Consider the following 17,398-nt stretch of genomic DNA (forward strand, 5'->3'; position numbering starts at 1 on the left):
CCCGCGCCTTCATCCTTAGCACGCCGTCCATTCATCGATTCATGCCATCCCGTCGACTGCCCCGCCGCGCGCGGACCTTGCGTCCGTGGCGCGCGAGCCTGCCTGCCCTGATCACTCTTTGCGTCGCAAGCGGCGCGCATGCGGATGCTGAACCTGCCGCCACGGCTTCGCCGGCCACGTCCTCGCCGTCGTCGACGCCCGCGCCGCCCGAACGCGAACTGCCGACGATCAGCGTCAGCGCATCGGCGGCCGCCGATCCGACCGTCGGCTACCAGCCGCGCACCAGCAGCGTCGCCGGCGGCGACGATCGTCCGCTCAAGGAGATTCCGCAATCGGTCGCCGTGGTCAGCAGCAGCGTGATGCAGGATCAGCAGGCGCGCTCGCTCGACGACGTGCTCGGCAACATCAGCGGCGTGACGCAGACCAACACGCTCGGCGGCACGCGCGACGCGTTCATCAAGCGCGGCTTCGGCTCGAACAACGACGGCTCCGTGCTCGTCGACGGCGTGCGCACACCGGTGCTGCACAGCTATCTCGCGACGATCGACCGCGTCGAAGTGCTGAAGGGCCCCGCTTCGCTGCTGTATGGGATGCAGGACCCGGGCGGCGTGATCAACCTCGTCACGCGCAAGCCGGAAGAAACGTTCGGCGGCTCGATCTCGGCCTCGCGCACGAGCCACGGCGGCAGCAGCGCGCAGTTCGACCTGACCGGTCCGCTCGGCAAGCCAGGCCAGGTCGCGGGCGGCACGCTCGCGTTCCGGCTCACCGGCGAATACGATACGAGCCGCTACTGGCGCAGCTTCGGCCGCGAACGCAACGCGCTGATCGCGCCCGCGCTTTCATGGCACGACGCGAACACGTCGATCGACGTCAGCTACCAGTATGTCGACTACACGATGCCGTTCGATCGCGGCACCGTGCTCGTGAACGGCCGCCCCGACGATGCGCTGCGCTATCGCCGCTACGAGGAAGCGTGGGCGCAAAGCGGCGGGATCCAGGAAACGCTGCGCGCGCGCATCGAGCACCGCCTCTCCGACGCATGGCGCGTGCGCGCGACCTACGGCTGGGGCCGCGACCGCTACGATCAATACATCACCCGCGCGACCGCCTTCAACGCCACGACCGGCGCGCTGTCGCGCACGTCCGACGCGAACCTCGGGCGCAACGACTCCGACCAGATCGCGACGCTCGGCCTGCTCGGCAACCTGACGCTCGCGGGGATGAACCACGCGCTTTACATCGGCGGCGAATACGAGCGCCAGCGCAGCTTCCGCGGCGACACGATCCGCGGCGCCGCGACCAAGGGCTTCAATCTCTACGATCCCGTCTACGGCCTGCTCGCGCCCGGCGGCGCGGTCAGCACGAAGCAGAGCGATTCGCTTTCGAAGGTGCACACGTACTCGATGATCGTGCAGGACTCCGTGAAGATCACCGACCGGCTTACCGCGGTCGGCGGGCTGCGCTGGGAGGACTGGCAGCAAGAATCGGGGATGGGGCGGCCGTTCGTGTTCGCCGACCGCTCGCACGGCAACGTGTGGCTGCCGCAGTTCGGGCTCGCCTATGCGCTCACGCCGTCGCTGACCGCCTATGCGAACGTGAGCCGCTCGTTCAAGCCGAACGTCGCGTCGAACGTGGCTGCGCCGCTCGCGCCGGAATTCGGCCGCGTGCTGGAAGCCGGCCTGAAGTTCAGCCTGAAACCCGGCATCACCGGCACGCTCGCGGCCTACCAGATCGACAAGCGCAACGTCGCGGTCACGGTCGGCGACATCACGTCGACGATCGGCACCGCGCGCTCGCGCGGGATCGAACTCGACGTCGCGGGGCAGCTCACGCGCCATCTGAGCCTGATCGGCAGCTACGCGTACACGAACGCGAACGACCGCGACAGCAACACACCGCTCGTCAACGTCGCGCGCCACACCGGCAGCCTGTTCGCGGTGTACGACACGGCGATCGCGAACCTGCCCGGACGCTGGCGCTTCGGCGGCGGCGCGCGGCTCGTCGGCGCGCGGCCCGGCGACACCGCGAACAGCTTCACGCTGCCCGGCTACGTGACCGTCGACGCATTCGCGGCCTATGAAACGACGATCGGCAAGTTCCCGACACGCATCCAGCTCAATGTGAAGAATCTGCTCGACAAGACCTACTATCCGTCGAGCAACAGCAATCTGATCGTCGCCGTCGGCGAGCCGCGGCTCGTCACGCTGACGACGACCGTGTCGTTCTGACGCACCTTCGCAGCAGGCTGACGAAGGCCGCGCAGTGCCGCACACGTCGGCGCCGCGCGGCCTCGTCGTTTCCGCCAATCATCGGACCCTCGAATATCTCCCATCCGATATCGCGATTTCCGCTGTCGATCGCGCGCCTCTAGACTGGCTACGCGATGGCGACGCATCGCCGCGACACGGCGATGCACCACGCCCCCACAAAAACGATATGGGAGAGTTCGATGTCCGACCGGGATGCGCGGCACTGCTCGCCGGCAATGCCCACGCGGACGACATCGCACTCGGCAAGACCATCGCCACCCAGGGCACGACGACGGGCGCGGACGACCAGGGGCAATCGAGCGGCGGCAAGCCGGTCTTTCCGGCGCTCTGGGGCGCGCGCTCGTTCAACTGGGGCGCGGGGATGGGCGACATCCGCAACGCGCCGGCTTCGTGAAGGCCAACATGCCGCTCGGGCTCGGCGGCACGCTGACCGATCAGGAAGCGTGGGACGTCGCGACCTTCATGGACAGTCACGAGCGCCCGCAGGACCCGCGTTTCACCGGCTCTGTCCAGGACACCCACGCGAAATTCCACGACACGCCCGACTCGATGTACGGGCGCGAGGGTGAACGGCCGCGTGCTCGGCACGCCATGAGACCCGGCCAGCCCGAACGGCGCGGCATGCAAGATCACGGATGCCAGCGATACACGACGACGCTCGACCCGTTGTAGTTGTCCTTCGTGATCACATACTCGCCGGTCGAGCGCAAGTAAGCGCGAATGCCGTACATCGAGTCGACGTCATTGCCGACGTCCATCGCCGACGTGTTCGAGTTCGTCAGCGTGGTCACGAGGCTGCCGGTGTTGAGGTCGAACACGTCGACGTTCGGCACCGTGTGCACGTAGCCGACGAACAGGTAGTGGCCGGCCGCCGCCATCGATTTCGGATTCGCGCTCGTCAGGTTGATCGCGACGTTCGGCGTGCTCGTGTTACCGGCCTTCCAGCCGCGATAGACCTCGATGTGCCCGTTCATCGCGGTCCAGTCCCAGGTGCCCGCGATGCCTTGCGCGAGGATCATCGTGTCGCTGTCGGCCTGGTAGATGATTCGCGTGAGCGGCAGCACGGTGCGCGGAATCGGGATCTGCACCGGCTTGCCCCACGTCGGTTTGCCGGTCGCGTCGAAACCCGTCATCGGATAGTGCGAAATGTTGTTGGTGCGATCGAGCCCGGCCCACACGTCGCCGTTGTCGTCGAGCGCGAAACCGGCCGTGACCTGCAGCGTCGTGTTGAACGGCTTGCCGGGAATCGAGCCGTCCGGAATCGCGATGTAGCCGTTCGCGCCGTTGAAGTGATAGATGTTGTAGTTGCCTGGGTTCTGCCCGGTTGCGACGAGCATCCGGGTGCCGTTCACCAGCGCGAGCTGGCCGAAATGCTGGCCGCGCTGGTAGTCGTTCATGTCGAGGCGCGGGTCCTTCGGATAGCTGAACGGATCAACCGTGTTCGCGACGAACGTGCCGCCCGCGGTGCCGGTGTATACGTTGTTGCCGCTGTAGAAGAATGCGCCGTCGGTCGCCGGATCGGGCGCGGCGGCGCCCTCGAAGTTCAGCGCCTGCAGTTTCCATTGCAGCGCGCCCGTCGGGCCGTACGAATGAAGGTCGGTGCTGCCGTTACGCCCGAGATCCCAGCCGCCGCCCCACGCGTTGTTCAGCACGTACAGGTTGCCGGCCGCATCCTTGCCGATGCCGGCGACGCGCGTGAAGCGCTTGTCGCCGACCTGCCCCTTGATGCCCGAGATCGTGTCGAGGTAGCCGCCCTGCACGCCGAACGTGCCGAGCTGCACGGGCTGGCCCACGAGCGCGTAGATCTTGATGTTCATGTCGGGGCCTTCGTCGCCCACCAGCAACTGCCCGCTCGGCGCATCGAAATACAGCGACGCCGGCCGCGCACGGGCCGCCATCTGGATCGTGCTCATCGCCGTGCCCGTCGGGCTGAACTGCGCGACGACGCCCGCGCTCTTGCGCGCGACCCACAGGTTGCCGGCCGCATCGAGCGCCAGCGCGCCGGGGCCCGACACGCCGATGTCGCGCTGCCACACGCCGTCCGTCGTATAGACGCGCACGCGGTTGCCGTAGAAGTCGCTCACGTACAGCAGGTTGCCGGTCGTCGCGAGGCCCGTGATCACGTCCGCGTACTGGATGCCCGTCCACGTGCTGACGGGAATGCGCAGATCGCGCTGGTTCGTGCTGCGGTTGTAGCGGCCGACCGAGCCGCTGCCGAACGTGCGGTTGTAGCCGAGCGCGACGAACAGCGAGTTCGCGTTGCCGGTGATCGCACCACCCTGGAATTCGTCATGGATGCCGATCGTGCCGAGCGTCTGCCCATTCTGGTAGATCGCGACGCCGCCCGCGTTCTCGTCCCAGCGCGACGCCGTATAGATCACGCCCTCGGGCGCGACCCACAGCGAGCGCGCACCGTTGCCGACGTGCGCGGCGAGCGTGCCGAACGTGTTCGCAAGCCAGTCCGTCGTGTATTGCGCTTGTGCGTGACCGACCGGCGCCAGCATTGCCATGCACAATCCAAGCAATGCCGCGCGAATTTGTTTCGATAACATGAATGATGCTCCCGGACGATCGTTTTTCGACACTCTAATTCGCCGCGTATGAAATATTGGTGATTTTTTCAAAAACCGGTTCAATTGCGCCGCGAATGATTCATTACGTTCTTTGACCGCGCGACACCGGCTGACTGAAGACTCGCCGCTCCGGGTGTCGTATCGCAAATCTACGCCCCGGCGGCGCTCTCGCGATTCGCGCTTTCCGGCACTTAATTCCGAATCGCCCAATACGGACGCGTCATTTTTTCTGATTTACATGCATTGAATTCCCATTTCCGGCAAAGCGATTCAATGATTACAAATCGAAATTAAAATGAAAGAGAAAAAATATTATCCGGCGCACGCTGTATTGCCGGAAAAGTCGTGAATATATGAAATAAGGCGATGTGCGGCGGAGTGCCGTTGCCGATGAAGATGCGGATGAGGGGAAAGATGTCCCGCGAGTGCGGCGACGAGCGATGCGCGCAGCGATGGCAGCGCATCGACGATGGCGATCACACGCTGCCGGCGGAACAGACATCGATGAGCAACGGGCCACGCAACCGGCGGCCCCGCATTGAACGCGGGCCGCCGGTCATGCGCGTGACGTCAGAACTTCTGGCGCAGGCCGAGGCTGACGATCGCCTGCGACCGCGAGTCGGACGAGTGGCCGTTCGCCTTGTCCGACACCGACGCGGTCGCGGCCACCGGCCGGCCGAGCGCGTCGAGCGTCGTGCCGGACGCATGCTGGTACGCGCCGAGCAGGTACACGCTGGTGCGCTTCGACAGGTCGTAGACCGCGCCGAGCGTGACGTTGTGATACTGCGCGCGGTTGTCGATGCCGTCGACGTCACTGCCGCGCGTGTAGCTGTAGCCCGCGAACAGTTGCGTCTGCGGCTGCACGTTCCAGCGCGTGAACACGCCCGCGACGTTGAAGGTCGCGTGGCCGTTGAACAGCGACTGAGCACCGCTGCGGTACTGCACGTTGCTGTAGTTCACGCCGACCACGGCCGGGCCGAAGTCGTACGTCGCGCCGGTCGCGATGATCTGCTGCGACTGCGCGCTCGCATAGCCTTCGTTGATCGACGAGTTGAACAGGCCGTCGTCGGTGCTTCGCCACTTGCCGGCCGTCGGGTCGGTCGCGCCCGTCTTGCTGTTGTCCGAACGCTCGTAGCCGACGCCCACGCGCAGCGGCCCTGCCGCATATGCCGCGCCGACGCTCCACGTGTTGCGCTGCTTCATGCTGCCCGGCTGGCTGCCGAAGCCGTACAGCGCGCCGAACGTGAAGCCCGAGTAGTTCGCGCTCGTGTACTTGATCGAACTGTCGACGCGCGCGGTCTGGTCGAGATCGTCGATGTCGCCCGGGTGCGCGCCGAAGCCGCCGATGAACGACGACGGGCCGACCGGGCTCACGAAGTCGTCGAGCGACGTGTACTGGCGGCCGAGCGTGACCGTGCCGTAACGGGTGCTGCCGACGCCGACGAAGGCCTGCCGGCCGAACTGGCGACCGCCCTGGCCCGATGTGCCGTTGGTGATGTCGAAGCCGTTCTCGAGCACGAACAGCGCGCGCATCCCGCCGCCGAGATCCTCGGAACCCTTGATGCCCCAGCGGCTGCCGGACAGGTTGCCGGTGGTCAGGCCGACGTTCGAATGCCCGGTATAGGCGCCCGGCGAGCCGACCCGGTCGTTGCTGCGATACGTAACGCCCGCGTCGACGATGCCGTACAGCGTGACGGAGCTTTGCGCGGATGCGATGCCCGCGAGCGAGAGCAGCAGCGGGGCTGCCATCAGTTGCTTGTTCATGATTATTAGCGTCTCCGGGCGGTGAACCCGTTGTTCTATGCGAGTAGCGTATGCGGTCGGGAGATCCGCCGGCATGCGAGGCCGGCCGCGGCCGCATACGGGAACGCACGCGTGCGATACGCGCGCGCGACGTCGCGGCGAGCATGCCCGCCACGGCCGCCATGGTAGTTGGAACCGGTTCCCGTCGACAGCGCAATGATGAAAACAATTTCTTGCGAGAATCGAGATAATCGCTGGCGCATCGAACGCCGCTGTACAGCGCGACGACGTGCGCCCGATAATCGAGCACCCGCCTTGCACAGGGAGCCTTCGGCATGCATCAAACGACCTTGCTGATCTTCGCCGCCGTCGCGTTCGTCGGAATCGCGACGCCCGGCCCGACCGTGCTGCTCGCACTGACCAACGGCTCGCGCTACGGCGTGCGCCGCGCGGCCTACGGTTTCGCCGGCGCGATGCTGTCCGACTTCGCGCTGATCGTCGCGGTCGCGCTCGGCCTCGGCGCGCTGCTGATGGCGTCGGCATTCTGGTTCTCGGTGGTGAAATGGCTGGGCGCCGCCTATCTCGCGTATGTCGGCATCCGGCTGCTCACGTCGAAGGGCTCGCTCGACGTCGCCGTCGCGCATGGCGGCGCGGCGCACGGACGCAACGCGTCGATCTTCGCGAAGAGCTTCCTGACTGCGGTGACCAATCCCAAGGGCTATCTGTTCTTCTCCGCATTCCTGCCGCAGTTCCTCGATCCGTCCGCGCCGCTCGCGCCGCAATACGTCGCGCTCGCGGTCACGTTCGCGCTGCTCGATGGGGCAGTGATGTTCGGCTACGCGCTGCTCGGCGCTCGCGCGGTGCGGCTGCTGAAGCGCTCGGGCGCGCTTTGGCTCGAACGCACGTGCGGCGCGATGCTGCTCGCCCTGGCCGGTTCGCTCGCGCTGTACCGGCGTCATGCCGCGTAGGCGCGTCGGCATGCACGCCGCATCGTGCGTGGCGGGTGCGCGATGAGGATCGCCGCGCCGCCCCGCTCCGGTTTCCCCGGCCTGTCGCTCCGGCAGCTCGACCGCGCGGATCTCGACGCGTGGTACGCGTACCTGTCGAAACACGACGTCGTCCGCCACACGAGCTGGAACCTGCATGCGCGCGACGATCTGCTGCCGCTGTTCGACGGCATCGAGTCGACTCATCCGGATTCGATCCGCCGTCTCGCGATCGTCGACGACGCGTCGGGCGCGCTCACAGGGACGATCGGACTGCATACGGTATCCACCGCGAACCGCTCGGCCGAGATCGCGTACGACCTCGCGCCGTCGCACTGGGGGCGCGGCATCGCGAGCGCGCTGTGCGCGAGCGTCACCGCGTGGGCGTTCGCCGAAGGTGGCTTCATGCGCATCCAGGGCGTCGTGCTGTCCAGCAACGCCGGCTCCGCGCGCGTCCTGCAGAAATGTGGCTACCGCTACGAAGGGTTGTTGCGCGCGTTCCGGATGGTGCGCGGCGTGCCGGGCGATTTCGCGATGTACGCGCGCATCGCGACCGACTGACACTCGCCGCGCGTCGCGCGTGTCCCGCCATCGATGCAATTGGACGATCCGCGTCGAATTCGCGACAATCGCCGTTCCTCGCCTCGACTTGCTCATCATGAAAATCGCCGCGCTGTCCGACATCCACGGCAACCTCGCCGCGCTCGACGCGGTGCTCGACGACGTGCGCCGCCGCGGCGCCGACGTGATCGTCAACCTCGGCGACATCGTGTCGGGCGCACTCCATCCCGCCGACACGGCCGACCGCCTGATCGCGCTCGACCTGCCGACCATCAAGGGCAACCACGAACGGCAACTGCTCACCGGCGATCGCGACGCGATGCGGCTGTCCGACCGCTGGGCGCACGACACGCTGCGCGACGACCATCGCGCGTGGATCGCCGCGCTGCCCGAGCGCCTGACGCTCGGCGACGACGTGCTGATGGTGCACGGCACGCCCGCCAGCGACCTCGTCTATTTCCTCGAAACGGTAACGCCCGACGGCTGCCGCGCGGCGACGCCCGATGAAATCGCGCAGCGCGCGGGCGACGCGCCGGCGTCGCTGATCCTGTGCGGCCACACGCATGTGCCGCGCATCGCGAAGCTCGACGACGGCCGTGTGATCGTCAACCCGGGCAGCGTCGGGCTGCAGGCTTACATGGACGATCTTCCGCATCCGCACCGGATCGAAACCGGTTCGCCACATGCGCGCTATGCGATGGTGTCGCGCTCGCCGGCCGGCTGGCACGCCGAGTTCCATGCGGTCGAATACGACTGGCATACGGCCGCCGCCACCGCGGCATCGCGCGGCCGCGACGACTGGACCGTCGCGCTGCGCACCGGCCGGTGCTGACGCAGCGTCACGCCTCGTTCAACCCGCTTCGCTCCCCGGAAAACCAGCCCGTCATGCCCGTTCCATCGCAACTGCTTTTCCTGCCCGGTGCGTCGGGCAGCACCGCGTTCTGGCAACCGCTCGCGAGCCGCCTCGCACATCCGGCCGCGCGACGGATCGTCGCCTATCCGGGCTTCGGCGACACGCCGCGCGATCCGACCATCGACGACTTCGACGGCCTCGTGCGCCATGTGCTAACCGCGATCGACCGGCCGACCGCCGTGATCGCGCAATCGATGGGCGGCGTGATCGCGATGCGCGCGGCGCTCGAACGTGCGCCGCTCGTCACGCATCTGGTGCTGACGGTCACGTCCGGCGGCCTCGACATGCAGGGGCTCGGCGCGCACGACTGGCGCGCCGGCTTCGCGGAAGCGAACCCGCTGTTGCCCGACTGGTTCCTGACGTTTCGCGCGGACCTGTCGCATGACCTCGGCCGCATCGCGCAGCCGACGCTCCTGCTGTGGGGTGACGACGATCCGATCAGTCCGGTCGCGGCCGGGCGGCGCCTGCTCGAACGGCTGCCCGATGCGCAGCTGCATGTGGTGCCGGGCGGCCGCCACGATCTCGCGGCGGTGCATGCGGATACGCTTGCACCGCTTGTCGACGCGCATTTGCAGCGCGTGTGACGCGGGCCGCTTCGACTCGCAGCCCGCAATGCCCTTGACGCCGCATCACGCGGCGTTCCATTACGCAGCGTTCGCCAGCGTCAACCGCGCTTCGAGCCCGCCGCCGTCCGGCCGGTTGCGCAACGTCAGCGTGCCGCCCATCGCGAGCGCGAGCTGACGTGCGATCGCGAGGCCGAGCCCCGTGCCGCCCGTCTCGCGGTTGCGCGACGTCTCCACGCGCCGGAACGGTTCGAACACCGCGTCGAGCTGATCGTCCGGAATGCCGGGCCCGCGATCGAGCACCGCAATGACCGCGCCGCCGCCCGGTGCCGCCTGCACGTCGATCTCGGCCGTGCCCGCGAACTTCAGCGCGTTGTCGACGAGGTTGCCGACGATCCGGCGCAGCGCCTTCGGCCGCGTGACGAGCGCGAGCGGCCCGCCGCTGTGCAGCGCGACGTCCTGCCCCGCATCCGTGTAGTCGCACACGATGCTGTCGAGCAGTGCGTCGAGATCGATGCGGCGCGCGGCCTCTTCCGTGCCGTGCAGCGTGCGCGCATACGCGACGCCTTCCTTCACCAGATGCTCCATCTCGAGCAGGTCCTGGCGCAGCTTCGCGCCCTGCGCGTCGTCGTCCATCACGTCGACGCGCAGCCGCATCCGCGTGATCGGCGTCTGCAAATCGTGCGAGATCGACGCGAGGATCTGCATACGCTCGGCCATGTACTGCGCGATGCGGTCCTGCATCGCGTTGAACGCGCGGGCCGCGCGCGCGACTTCGGACGGGCCGTCCTCGTTCAAGCGTTCGCCCTTCAGGTCGGGGCCGAGCGCGTCGGCCGCCTGCGCGAGCTGCTTCAGCGGCCGCGTCGCGAGCCGCACCGCGAGCCAGCAGCATGCGGCGAGCACCGCGAGCTGCAGCGCGAGCACGACCGGCAGCCAGCCCGACAGGGGCACCGTCGACATCGGATGGATGTCGATCGTCAGCGGCGAGCCGTCGGTCAGGCGCAGATGCACTTGCAGATGCTCGCGATCGCCGGGGAGCGCGTTCGCGGTCAGCGGGTAATCGCCGCCGATGCCGTCCGAGATCGAACGCTCGACGCGCGCCGAGAGCCGCGCCTCCGGCGGCGTGCCCGTCTCGCCCGGCCCGAGGATGAACGCGTAGCTGCGCCGCGCGAGACGCGGCAGCCACGCGGCGCGCTGATCGGGCGGCAGGTGGTCGAGCAGCGCGACCGAGCTCGCGACCTCGCGCTCGATGTAGCCCATCATCAGGTTGGTGGTCGCCTGGTCGCGCTCGGTCACGGTGAGCCAGAACGACAGCGTCTGCGCGAGCGCGAGGCCCACGCACAGGATCAGCGCGAGCCGCGCGAACAGCGAGCGCGGCCAGTGCCACAGGGTGCGCGTGTTCATGCGTCGCCTTCGACCGCGGTCACCGCCGACGAGAATACGTAGCCCTCGTTGCGCAGCGTCTTGATGTAGCGCGGCTCGCGCGCGCCGTCGCGCAGACGCTGCCGCAGCCGGCTCACGAGCAGGTCGATCGACCGGTCGAACGGATCGGACTGCCGGCCCTGCGTGAGGTTGAGCAACTGGTCGCGCGTCAGCACGCGCTGCGGATTGTCGAGGAACACCCGCAGCAGCCGGTACTCGGCGCCGCTCAACGCGACCAGCGTGCCTTCGGTGTCGAGCAGGTGACGCCCCGTCGTATCGAGCCGCCATTCGCCGAACGCGAGCATCGCGGCCGTCTCCGTCACCTGCATGCCGGGCGGCAGCATGCGCGCGCGGCGCAGCACGGAGCGGATCCGCGCGAGCAGTTCGCGCACCGCGAACGGCTTCGCGAGATAGTCGTCGGCGCCCATCTCGAGGCCGATGATGCGGTCGGTTTCCTCGCCGCGCGCGGTCAGCATCAGCACCGGCACCGTCCGGAACTTGCCCGCGCGCAGGTCGCGACACAGCGTGAGGCCGTCCTCGCCGGGCATCATCAGATCGAGCACGATCAGGTCGGGCGCGCCGTCGTCGAGCGCGTTGCGCATCTCGCGGCCGTTCGCGGCGAGCGACACGCGCATGCCGTTCTTCTCCAGATAGTCCGCGATCAGTTCGCGGATCGCGCGATCGTCGTCGACGATCAGTACGTGGTCGATCTTGTCCATGAGTCGATGTCGTTGGCGTGATGTTCCGGCTGGTGATGTCCGCTTTTATACCGCACCGCGGACGCGCGTTTGTATCCCAATGTATCGCGCCGCCGTGACGACACACAACATTGCACACGCGCGGCTTGCCGGACACACCGCAGATACGTCGGCGCGGCCCAATGACGGCTGTCGAAACCTGTCCGGCCCGCGCACTCGCGCGGCGGCCGGCCGAACCGGAGAACCGCCATGCTGCCCAGATTCAAGACCGCCGCCCTCGTGATCGCCCTCGCCGCCACGGCCGGACTCGCCGCGTTCGCCGGCACCCGCGACGACGCGGGCATGACCGCCTCGCTGGCCGGCACGCCGGCGCCCGACTTCACCGGCATCGAGCGCTGGCACAACAGCGCGCCGCTCAAGCTCGACCAATTGCGCGGCAAGGTCGTGCTGGTCGACTTCTGGACGTACTCGTGCATCAACTGCATCCATACGATTCCGTACGTGAACGACTGGTACCGGAAGTATCGCGACCAGGGGCTCGTCGTGGTCGGCGTGCATACGCCCGAGTATCCGTTCGAACGCGACGCGAAGAACGTCGCCGACGCGGTCAAGCGCTTCGGCATCCAGTATCCGGTCGCGCAGGACAACCGCTACGACACGTGGCGTGCGTACGGGAACCAGTACTGGCCCGCGCTGTACCTGATCGACGCGAACGGGAAGGTCGTCTATACGCGGTACGGCGAGGGCGGGTATGACAAGACGGAAGCGGCGATTCGGGGGGCGCTGGCGCAGGCGGGGGAATCGGCGAAGGGTGCGACGCGTACGCAGTAGCGTGCGCCGGCCGGGGCGCGGCATGCGCCCCCGTGCGATTCACCGCGACTTACTTCCGCTTCGCATCCGCCTCCGCCAGCATCGCCTCCCCGATCGCGAGATTCCCGTCCGCGATCAGCGCGTCGCCCGCGCCGCGGATATCGTCGACCGCCTTGTTCTGCCCGAGCTTGCGCTTGCCGACGAGCCGCGTGATCTCGATCTGCAGCCCGACGATCGACTGCAGCATCGTGTCGAGATAGTCCTTCGGCGCGTCGGTCATCTTCCACGGCGCCGGCTGCGACGCCTCGTGCGTGCGCGTCAGCCGCGCGACCACGCCGCGCACGAACTTCTCGTCGTCGCGCACCGTGATGCGGCCGTATGCATGCACGACCACGTAGTTCCACGTCGGCACCTGTCGATGCGCCGCGTGCTTGCTCGGGTACCAGTTCGGCGAGATGTACGCGTCGCCGGCGCGGAAGATCACGAGCACCTCGTCCCCGTTCGCGACCTCCTGCCAGACCGGATTCGCGCGCGCGACGTGCGCATGCAGCTCGCCGAGGCCGCCGTCGCCCGGCAGCAATTCGAACGGGAGGTGGTTCGCGTCGAGCCCGCCCTTCCCGTGCGTGACCAGGCTGCCGAACGGATGATCGACGATCAGTTCGCGCAGCGCGTCGGGGCGGGATTCGGCGAAATCGGCAGGGACATACATGGCGGCTCCACGGTCGAAAAGGGTTCGGACGGAACCGGCGCAACCGGCCCGTCATGCGCAGATTGTGATCGCTAACTGGTTTATGCTGTAGAGCCGGTTTAGAACGATTTCAGCAGACCAGAATCATGGCCAGAACCGCCCGGATCGTCGAAATCCCGTCGCTCGGCGTGCTCGACCGCGCGGCCGGCGACCTGAGCCGCCAGCTCGCGCAGGCGTTGCGGGACGCGGTGCGGCGCGGCGACATGCGGCCCGGCGACACGCTGCCGTCCACGCGGCTGCTCGCGACGTCGCTCCAGGTCGCGCGGGGCACCGTCGTCGACGCGTATGCGCAGCTCGTCGCCGAAGGCTTCCTGGAGTCGCGCGGCGGCGCCGGCACGCGGGTCGCGAACGCGCTGGCCGAGCCCGCTCCGCCGGCCGGTGAACCGCCCGTCGCCCGGCGGCGTGCCGCACATGCCGGGCTGCCCGAACCGGCCGCGACGTTCGCGCGGATCGCCCGCGAATTCCGGCCGTTGCCGGCCGTGCCGTTCGCGATCTCGGTGCCGGTCGGGCTCACCGCGCCCGACGACATCTGGCGCCGGCTCGGTAACCGCCTGCGCGCCCGCGGCGCCGGTGCGCCGTCCGGTTACGCGGATCCGCAAGGCGCGCGGCCACTGCGCGAAGCGATCGCCGATTACGTGCGCCGCTCGCGCTCGGTGCGCTGCAGCGCCGATCAGGTCGTGATCACGAGCGGCACGCAACAGGGGCTGCACCTCGCGAGCCAGGTCCTGCTCAGCTCGAACGATCGCGCGTGGGTCGAGAATCCCGCTTATCGCGGCATCACCGCGCTGCTCGAAAGCACCGGCCGGAGCGACGCGATGGTCCGCGTGCCGGTGGACGCAGACGGCATCGACGTCGACGCCGGCATCCGTCTCGCGCCGAACGCACGCGCGGCGTTCGTCACGCCGTCGCATCAGTACCCGCTCGGGATGCCGATGAGCATGGCGCGACGCAACGCGCTGCTCGGCTGGGCGCGCGCGCATCGCGCGTGGGTGGTCGAGGACGATTACGACAGCGAGCTGCGCTACGAAGGCTATCCGTTTCCGTCGCTGCAAGGTCTGGATCCGGAACACGTGATCTATCTCGGCACGTTCAGCAAGATCCTGTTCCCGTCGCTGCGGCTCGGCTACGTGATCGCGCCCGACGACCTCGTGCCCGCGTTCTGCGGTGCGCGCGCGCTGATGGATCGGCACGCGCCGACCGCCGATCAGCACGTGCTCGCCGCCTTCATCGCGGAAGGGCATCTCGACCGCCACATTCGCCGGGTGCGCGGCGTCTACGCGGAACAGCGCGCGTTGCTGATCGACACGCTCGGCGCGCGGCTGCCGCGCGAGCGCGCGTGGGTGCAGCCGGGCGATCAGGGGATGCACGTCGTGCTGTGGCTCGCGCAAGGGATCGACGATCTCGACGTGGTGGCGCGTGCCGCGAAGGCGGGCGTCGCAGTGCGCGCGGTGTCGCCGATGTTCGCGCCGGGCACCGCGCGTCCGGGCCTCGTGCTCGGCTTCGGCGGGTTCGATCGCGCGCGGATGGAAGCGGCCGCGCAGCGGCTCGCGGATGTGGTCGGCGAATCGGCCGGCACCGTTTCATCGGAAGAATCGAGGCGGCGCACACGACCAAAGGTTGTCCGCGGGAAACAAACGTAATCGTCTGTAAATCCTGCAAGAAAACGGGCTGTTTGGCCGCCGGCAACGGTGCGCGGTTTGCTAGGATCGCGCCTTTTCCGCTCGCGCTCCTGCCGTCGTGAATCGCTTCGTGCCGTTTCTTCGTGACCTGTGGCTTCGCTGCCGCACCGGCGCCCGTGTGCTGGGCGCCGGCGCTTGGCATCGCCTGCGCCATCCGACGCGCCGCGGTGTCGCGCTGACGCTCGCCGCGATACCGGTGCTCGGCCTGCTGGTCCTGCTCGCGTTCGTCCCGTTTACGCCGAGCATCGGCGACATCCGCAAGGCGCGCATCGACCGCCCCGCGCGCGTGCTGTCGGCCGACGGTCAGCTGATCGCCGAATTCCGGCCCGTCAATCGCGAATGGGTGCCGCTCAAGCAGATCTCGCCGCACATGGTCGACGCGCTGATCGCGACCGAAGACCACCGCTTCTACGCGCATCACGGCATCGACTGGCGCCGCACGCTCGCGGCCGGGCTGCACACGTTCTCGGGCAGCCGCCAGGGCGGCTCGACGATCACGCAGCAGCTCGCGCGTAACCTGTATCCGGACGAAGTCGGCCGCGCGCCGACGCTCACGCGCAAGGTGAAGGAGCTGATCACCGCGTTCAAGATCGAGACGGTGTACAGCAAGGACGAGATTCTCGAGACTTACCTGAACACAGTTCCGTTCCTGTACAACGCGTACGGCGTCGAGATGGCCGCGCGCACCTATTTCGGCAAGTCGGCGGACCAGCTCGACATCGTCGAAAGCGCGACGCTCGTCGGGATGCTCAAGGGCAACAGCTACTACAACCCGGTGCTGAACCCCGAGCGCGCGGAACAGCGCCGCAACATCGTGCTCGCCCGGATGGCGGCGATGGGCATGCTTTCGCCCCGGCAGCTCGCGCAGTTGCAGCGCCGGCCGCTGCGCGTCGACTTCGAGCCGCAGACCGCGCAGCCCGGCCCCGCCCCGCACTTCGCGGTTCAGCTGCGCAAGTGGCTGATCGCATGGGCCGACCGCAACAACTACGACCTCTACGCCGACGGCCTCGTCGTGCGCACGACGCTCGATGCGCAACTGCAGGACATGGCGACGCAAGCGCTGACGCAGCAGACCGATCGCCTGCAGGCGATCGCCGATAGCGCGTGGCACAACCTGTCCGGCTGCGGGCTGCGCAACGACCTGTTCCGCGGCTTCATCCGGCAGACGCCCGACTATCGCGCCGCACGCGACGCGGGGCTCGCCGATGCGGCGGCGCTGAAGCAGCTCGGCGCGAATCACGCGTTCATCCGCGCGTTGTGCGAGCGCAAGACACAGGTGCAGGCTGGCTTCGTCGCGATCGATCCGCGCAACGGCGCGATTCGCGCGTGGGTCGGCAGCCCCGATTTCGGCAGCGAGCCGTTCGATCACGTCGTGCAGGCGCGGCGCCAGCCGGGCTCGACGTTCAAGCCGTTCGTCTATGGCGCCGCGTTCGCGGACGGCATGCGGCCGGGCGATACGTTCGTCGATCGCCCCGTCGCGATCCCGATCGGCGCGCACGCGGTGTGGCACCCGACCGATGCCGAGCCGCCGACGGACGCGCCGATGACGTTGCGCGACGCGCTTGCGCTATCGCGCAATCGCATCACCGCGCAGGTGATGCAGCGCGAAGGCGCGGCCAGGGTTGCGCAGCTCGCGCGCGCGATGGGCGTGCGCGACAGCGCGCTCGACGCGGTGCCGTCGCTCGCGCTCGGCACGAGCCCTGTCACGCTGAAGGAAATGGTGTCCGCGTACGGGACGATCGCGAACCGCGGCGTGTACGTCGCGCCGCAGATGATCACGCGCATCGAGGACCGCGACGGCAAGGTGCTCGCCGCGTTCGGCAGCGCGCCGCCCGAACGCGCGCTGCCGGTGGCCGCGGCACAGACGCTGGTCGACGTGATGCGCGGCGTCGTCGATTACGGGACCGGCGCCGACATCCGCTCGCGCTACGGGATTCGCGTCGACGTCGCGGGCAAGACCGGCACGACGCAGGACAACACGGACGGCTGGTTCATCCTGATGCATCCGCAACTGGTGGCCGGTGCATGGGTCGGCTTCGACGACGGTAGTGTGACGCTGCGCAGCGACTACTGGGGCGCGGGCGCACACAGCGCGCTGCCGATCGTCGGCTCGTTCTACGATGCGGCATTGCGTGCGCGCGCGATCGATCCGCGTGCGCAGTTCTCGCCCGATTTTCGGCCGCGCAGTGCGCCGGCACCCGTGCCGAAGCGACATCCGCACCCCGGCCTGTTCGACTGGCTGAAAATCTTCCGCTGAGCACTGCTCGACAATGACGCTTCGTCATCCTTGAGGAAGCGATCCCGGCACGCACCGCGCATCATCGACGCGTTCGAGCGCGTCGCCGGCGCACGTCGTTTCGCGTTCCGCGACTGCACGCCGTACGATTTCGCGGGCGACCTGCGTCAGGCCCCGAGCGATGCGCGGGCCGGCG

The 17,398-nt window shown here is 68.2% G+C and carries 13 protein-coding genes and 1 pseudogene; 9 read left to right on the plus strand and 5 right to left on the minus strand.

The window, feature by feature from the left end; genetic code table 11:
• The first annotated feature begins 41 nt into the window (after positions 1-41).
• Together WS87_RS26980 and WS87_RS26985 are read left to right on the plus strand one after the other, a co-directional pair.
• Entirely contained in the window at positions 42-2,228 is a 2,187-nt protein-coding gene (locus tag WS87_RS26980) for a TonB-dependent siderophore receptor (protein ID WP_059818553.1), read from the plus strand.
• A gap of 313 nt (positions 2,229-2,541) precedes the next feature.
• Positions 2,542-2,865: pseudogene (locus WS87_RS26985) on the plus strand (c-type cytochrome); the annotation flags it as partial.
• A 34-nt stretch (positions 2,866-2,899) separates the two neighbouring features.
• Here the strand turns inward: WS87_RS26985 and WS87_RS26990 are convergent.
• Together WS87_RS26990 and WS87_RS26995 are read right to left on the minus strand one after the other, a co-directional pair.
• Positions 2,900-4,822: an SMP-30/gluconolactonase/LRE family protein gene (locus WS87_RS26990; protein WP_059818552.1), complete on the minus strand. Its 1,923-nt coding sequence runs from the start codon at positions 4,820-4,822 to the stop codon at positions 2,900-2,902.
• Between the two features lie 591 nt (positions 4,823-5,413).
• Positions 5,414-6,607 carry a porin gene (locus tag WS87_RS26995; RefSeq protein ID WP_059818551.1) on the minus strand — a complete coding sequence of 398 codons (1,194 nt, stop codon included), beginning with the start codon at positions 6,605-6,607 and terminating at the stop codon, positions 5,414-5,416.
• 314 nt (positions 6,608-6,921) lie between these two features.
• Between WS87_RS26995 and WS87_RS27005 the strand changes: the two genes are divergently transcribed.
• The 4 genes from WS87_RS27005 to WS87_RS27020 all read left to right on the plus strand — a co-directional run bounded on the left by WS87_RS27005 (position 6,922) and on the right by WS87_RS27020 (position 9,630).
• Positions 6,922-7,554 (plus strand): LysE family translocator, encoded by a 633-nt coding sequence (locus WS87_RS27005; protein ID WP_059532553.1) that lies wholly within the window; start codon positions 6,922-6,924, stop codon positions 7,552-7,554.
• A 42-nt stretch (positions 7,555-7,596) separates the two neighbouring features.
• Entirely contained in the window at positions 7,597-8,133 is a 537-nt protein-coding gene (locus tag WS87_RS27010) for a GNAT family N-acetyltransferase (RefSeq protein WP_059818550.1), read from the plus strand.
• A 97-nt stretch (positions 8,134-8,230) separates the two neighbouring features.
• Complete coding sequence (locus WS87_RS27015; RefSeq protein ID WP_059818569.1) at positions 8,231-8,965, plus strand: metallophosphoesterase family protein; 735 nt, start codon at positions 8,231-8,233, stop codon at positions 8,963-8,965.
• A gap of 53 nt (positions 8,966-9,018) precedes the next feature.
• The gene (locus WS87_RS27020) at positions 9,019-9,630 is read left to right on the plus strand and encodes an alpha/beta fold hydrolase (RefSeq protein ID WP_059818549.1); all 612 of its coding nucleotides are present in this window, start codon (positions 9,019-9,021) and stop codon (positions 9,628-9,630) included.
• 60 nt (positions 9,631-9,690) lie between these two features.
• Here the strand turns inward: WS87_RS27020 and WS87_RS27025 are convergent, their stop codons facing one another.
• Both WS87_RS27025 and WS87_RS27030 read right to left on the minus strand, forming a co-directional pair.
• A complete protein-coding gene (locus tag WS87_RS27025; RefSeq protein WP_059818548.1) occupies positions 9,691-11,013 on the minus strand; it encodes an ATP-binding protein in 1,323 nt (440 codons plus the stop codon).
• Positions 11,010-11,750, minus strand: a complete 741-nt coding sequence (locus WS87_RS27030) for a response regulator (RefSeq protein ID WP_059532572.1) — start codon at positions 11,748-11,750, stop codon at positions 11,010-11,012. Before WS87_RS27030 ends, WS87_RS27025 begins: the two co-directional genes overlap by 4 nt.
• A 228-nt stretch (positions 11,751-11,978) precedes the next feature.
• Here WS87_RS27030 and WS87_RS27040 point away from each other — a divergent pair, with 228 nt between their 5' ends.
• Positions 11,979-12,560 carry a thioredoxin family protein gene (locus WS87_RS27040; RefSeq protein WP_059818547.1) on the plus strand — a complete coding sequence of 194 codons (582 nt, stop codon included), beginning with the start codon at positions 11,979-11,981 and terminating at the stop codon, positions 12,558-12,560.
• A 49-nt stretch (positions 12,561-12,609) separates the two neighbouring features.
• On the opposite strand, the gene WS87_RS27045 is transcribed toward WS87_RS27040, so the two are convergent.
• Complete coding sequence (locus WS87_RS27045; RefSeq protein ID WP_059691626.1) at positions 12,610-13,248, minus strand: FMN-binding negative transcriptional regulator; 639 nt, start codon at positions 13,246-13,248, stop codon at positions 12,610-12,612.
• 125 nt (positions 13,249-13,373) lie between these two features.
• Here WS87_RS27045 and pdxR point away from each other — a divergent pair, with 125 nt between their 5' ends.
• Positions 13,374-14,927 (plus strand): MocR-like pyridoxine biosynthesis transcription factor PdxR, encoded by a 1,554-nt coding sequence (pdxR, locus tag WS87_RS27050; RefSeq protein WP_059818546.1) that lies wholly within the window; start codon positions 13,374-13,376, stop codon positions 14,925-14,927.
• A 97-nt stretch (positions 14,928-15,024) separates the two neighbouring features.
• Positions 15,025-17,223 carry a penicillin-binding protein 1A gene (locus WS87_RS27055; protein WP_059818545.1) on the plus strand — a complete coding sequence of 733 codons (2,199 nt, stop codon included), beginning with the start codon at positions 15,025-15,027 and terminating at the stop codon, positions 17,221-17,223.
• Positions 17,224-17,398 lie beyond the last annotated feature (175 nt).

The organism is Burkholderia sp. MSMB0856 (assembly GCF_001524645.2).
Lineage (GTDB): Bacteria > Pseudomonadota > Gammaproteobacteria > Burkholderiales > Burkholderiaceae > Burkholderia > Burkholderia diffusa.

What these genes read in the sequence shown, in the direction of transcription:
- pdxR (WP_059818546.1), top strand. Translation starts at nt 13,374, where the DNA reads ATGGCCAGAACCGCCCGGATCGTCGAAATCCCGTCGCTCGGCGTGCTC.
- WS87_RS27010 (WP_059818550.1), top strand. Translation starts at nt 7,597, where the DNA reads ATGAGGATCGCCGCGCCGCCCCGCTCCGGTTTCCCCGGCCTGTCGCTC.
- WS87_RS26990 (WP_059818552.1), bottom strand. Translation starts at nt 4,822, where the DNA reads ATGTTATCGAAACAAATTCGCGCGGCATTGCTTGGATTGTGCATGGCA.
- WS87_RS26995 (WP_059818551.1), bottom strand. Translation starts at nt 6,607, where the DNA reads ATGAACAAGCAACTGATGGCAGCCCCGCTGCTGCTCTCGCTCGCGGGC.
- WS87_RS27040 (WP_059818547.1), top strand. Translation starts at nt 11,979, where the DNA reads ATGCTGCCCAGATTCAAGACCGCCGCCCTCGTGATCGCCCTCGCCGCC.
- WS87_RS27030 (WP_059532572.1), bottom strand. Translation starts at nt 11,750, where the DNA reads ATGGACAAGATCGACCACGTACTGATCGTCGACGACGATCGCGCGATC.
- WS87_RS27015 (WP_059818569.1), top strand. Translation starts at nt 8,231, where the DNA reads ATGAAAATCGCCGCGCTGTCCGACATCCACGGCAACCTCGCCGCGCTC.
- WS87_RS27025 (WP_059818548.1), bottom strand. Translation starts at nt 11,013, where the DNA reads ATGAACACGCGCACCCTGTGGCACTGGCCGCGCTCGCTGTTCGCGCGG.
- WS87_RS27020 (WP_059818549.1), top strand. Translation starts at nt 9,019, where the DNA reads ATGCCCGTTCCATCGCAACTGCTTTTCCTGCCCGGTGCGTCGGGCAGC.
- WS87_RS27045 (WP_059691626.1), bottom strand. Translation starts at nt 13,248, where the DNA reads ATGTATGTCCCTGCCGATTTCGCCGAATCCCGCCCCGACGCGCTGCGC.
- WS87_RS27005 (WP_059532553.1), top strand. Translation starts at nt 6,922, where the DNA reads ATGCATCAAACGACCTTGCTGATCTTCGCCGCCGTCGCGTTCGTCGGA.
- WS87_RS26980 (WP_059818553.1), top strand. Translation starts at nt 42, where the DNA reads ATGCCATCCCGTCGACTGCCCCGCCGCGCGCGGACCTTGCGTCCGTGG.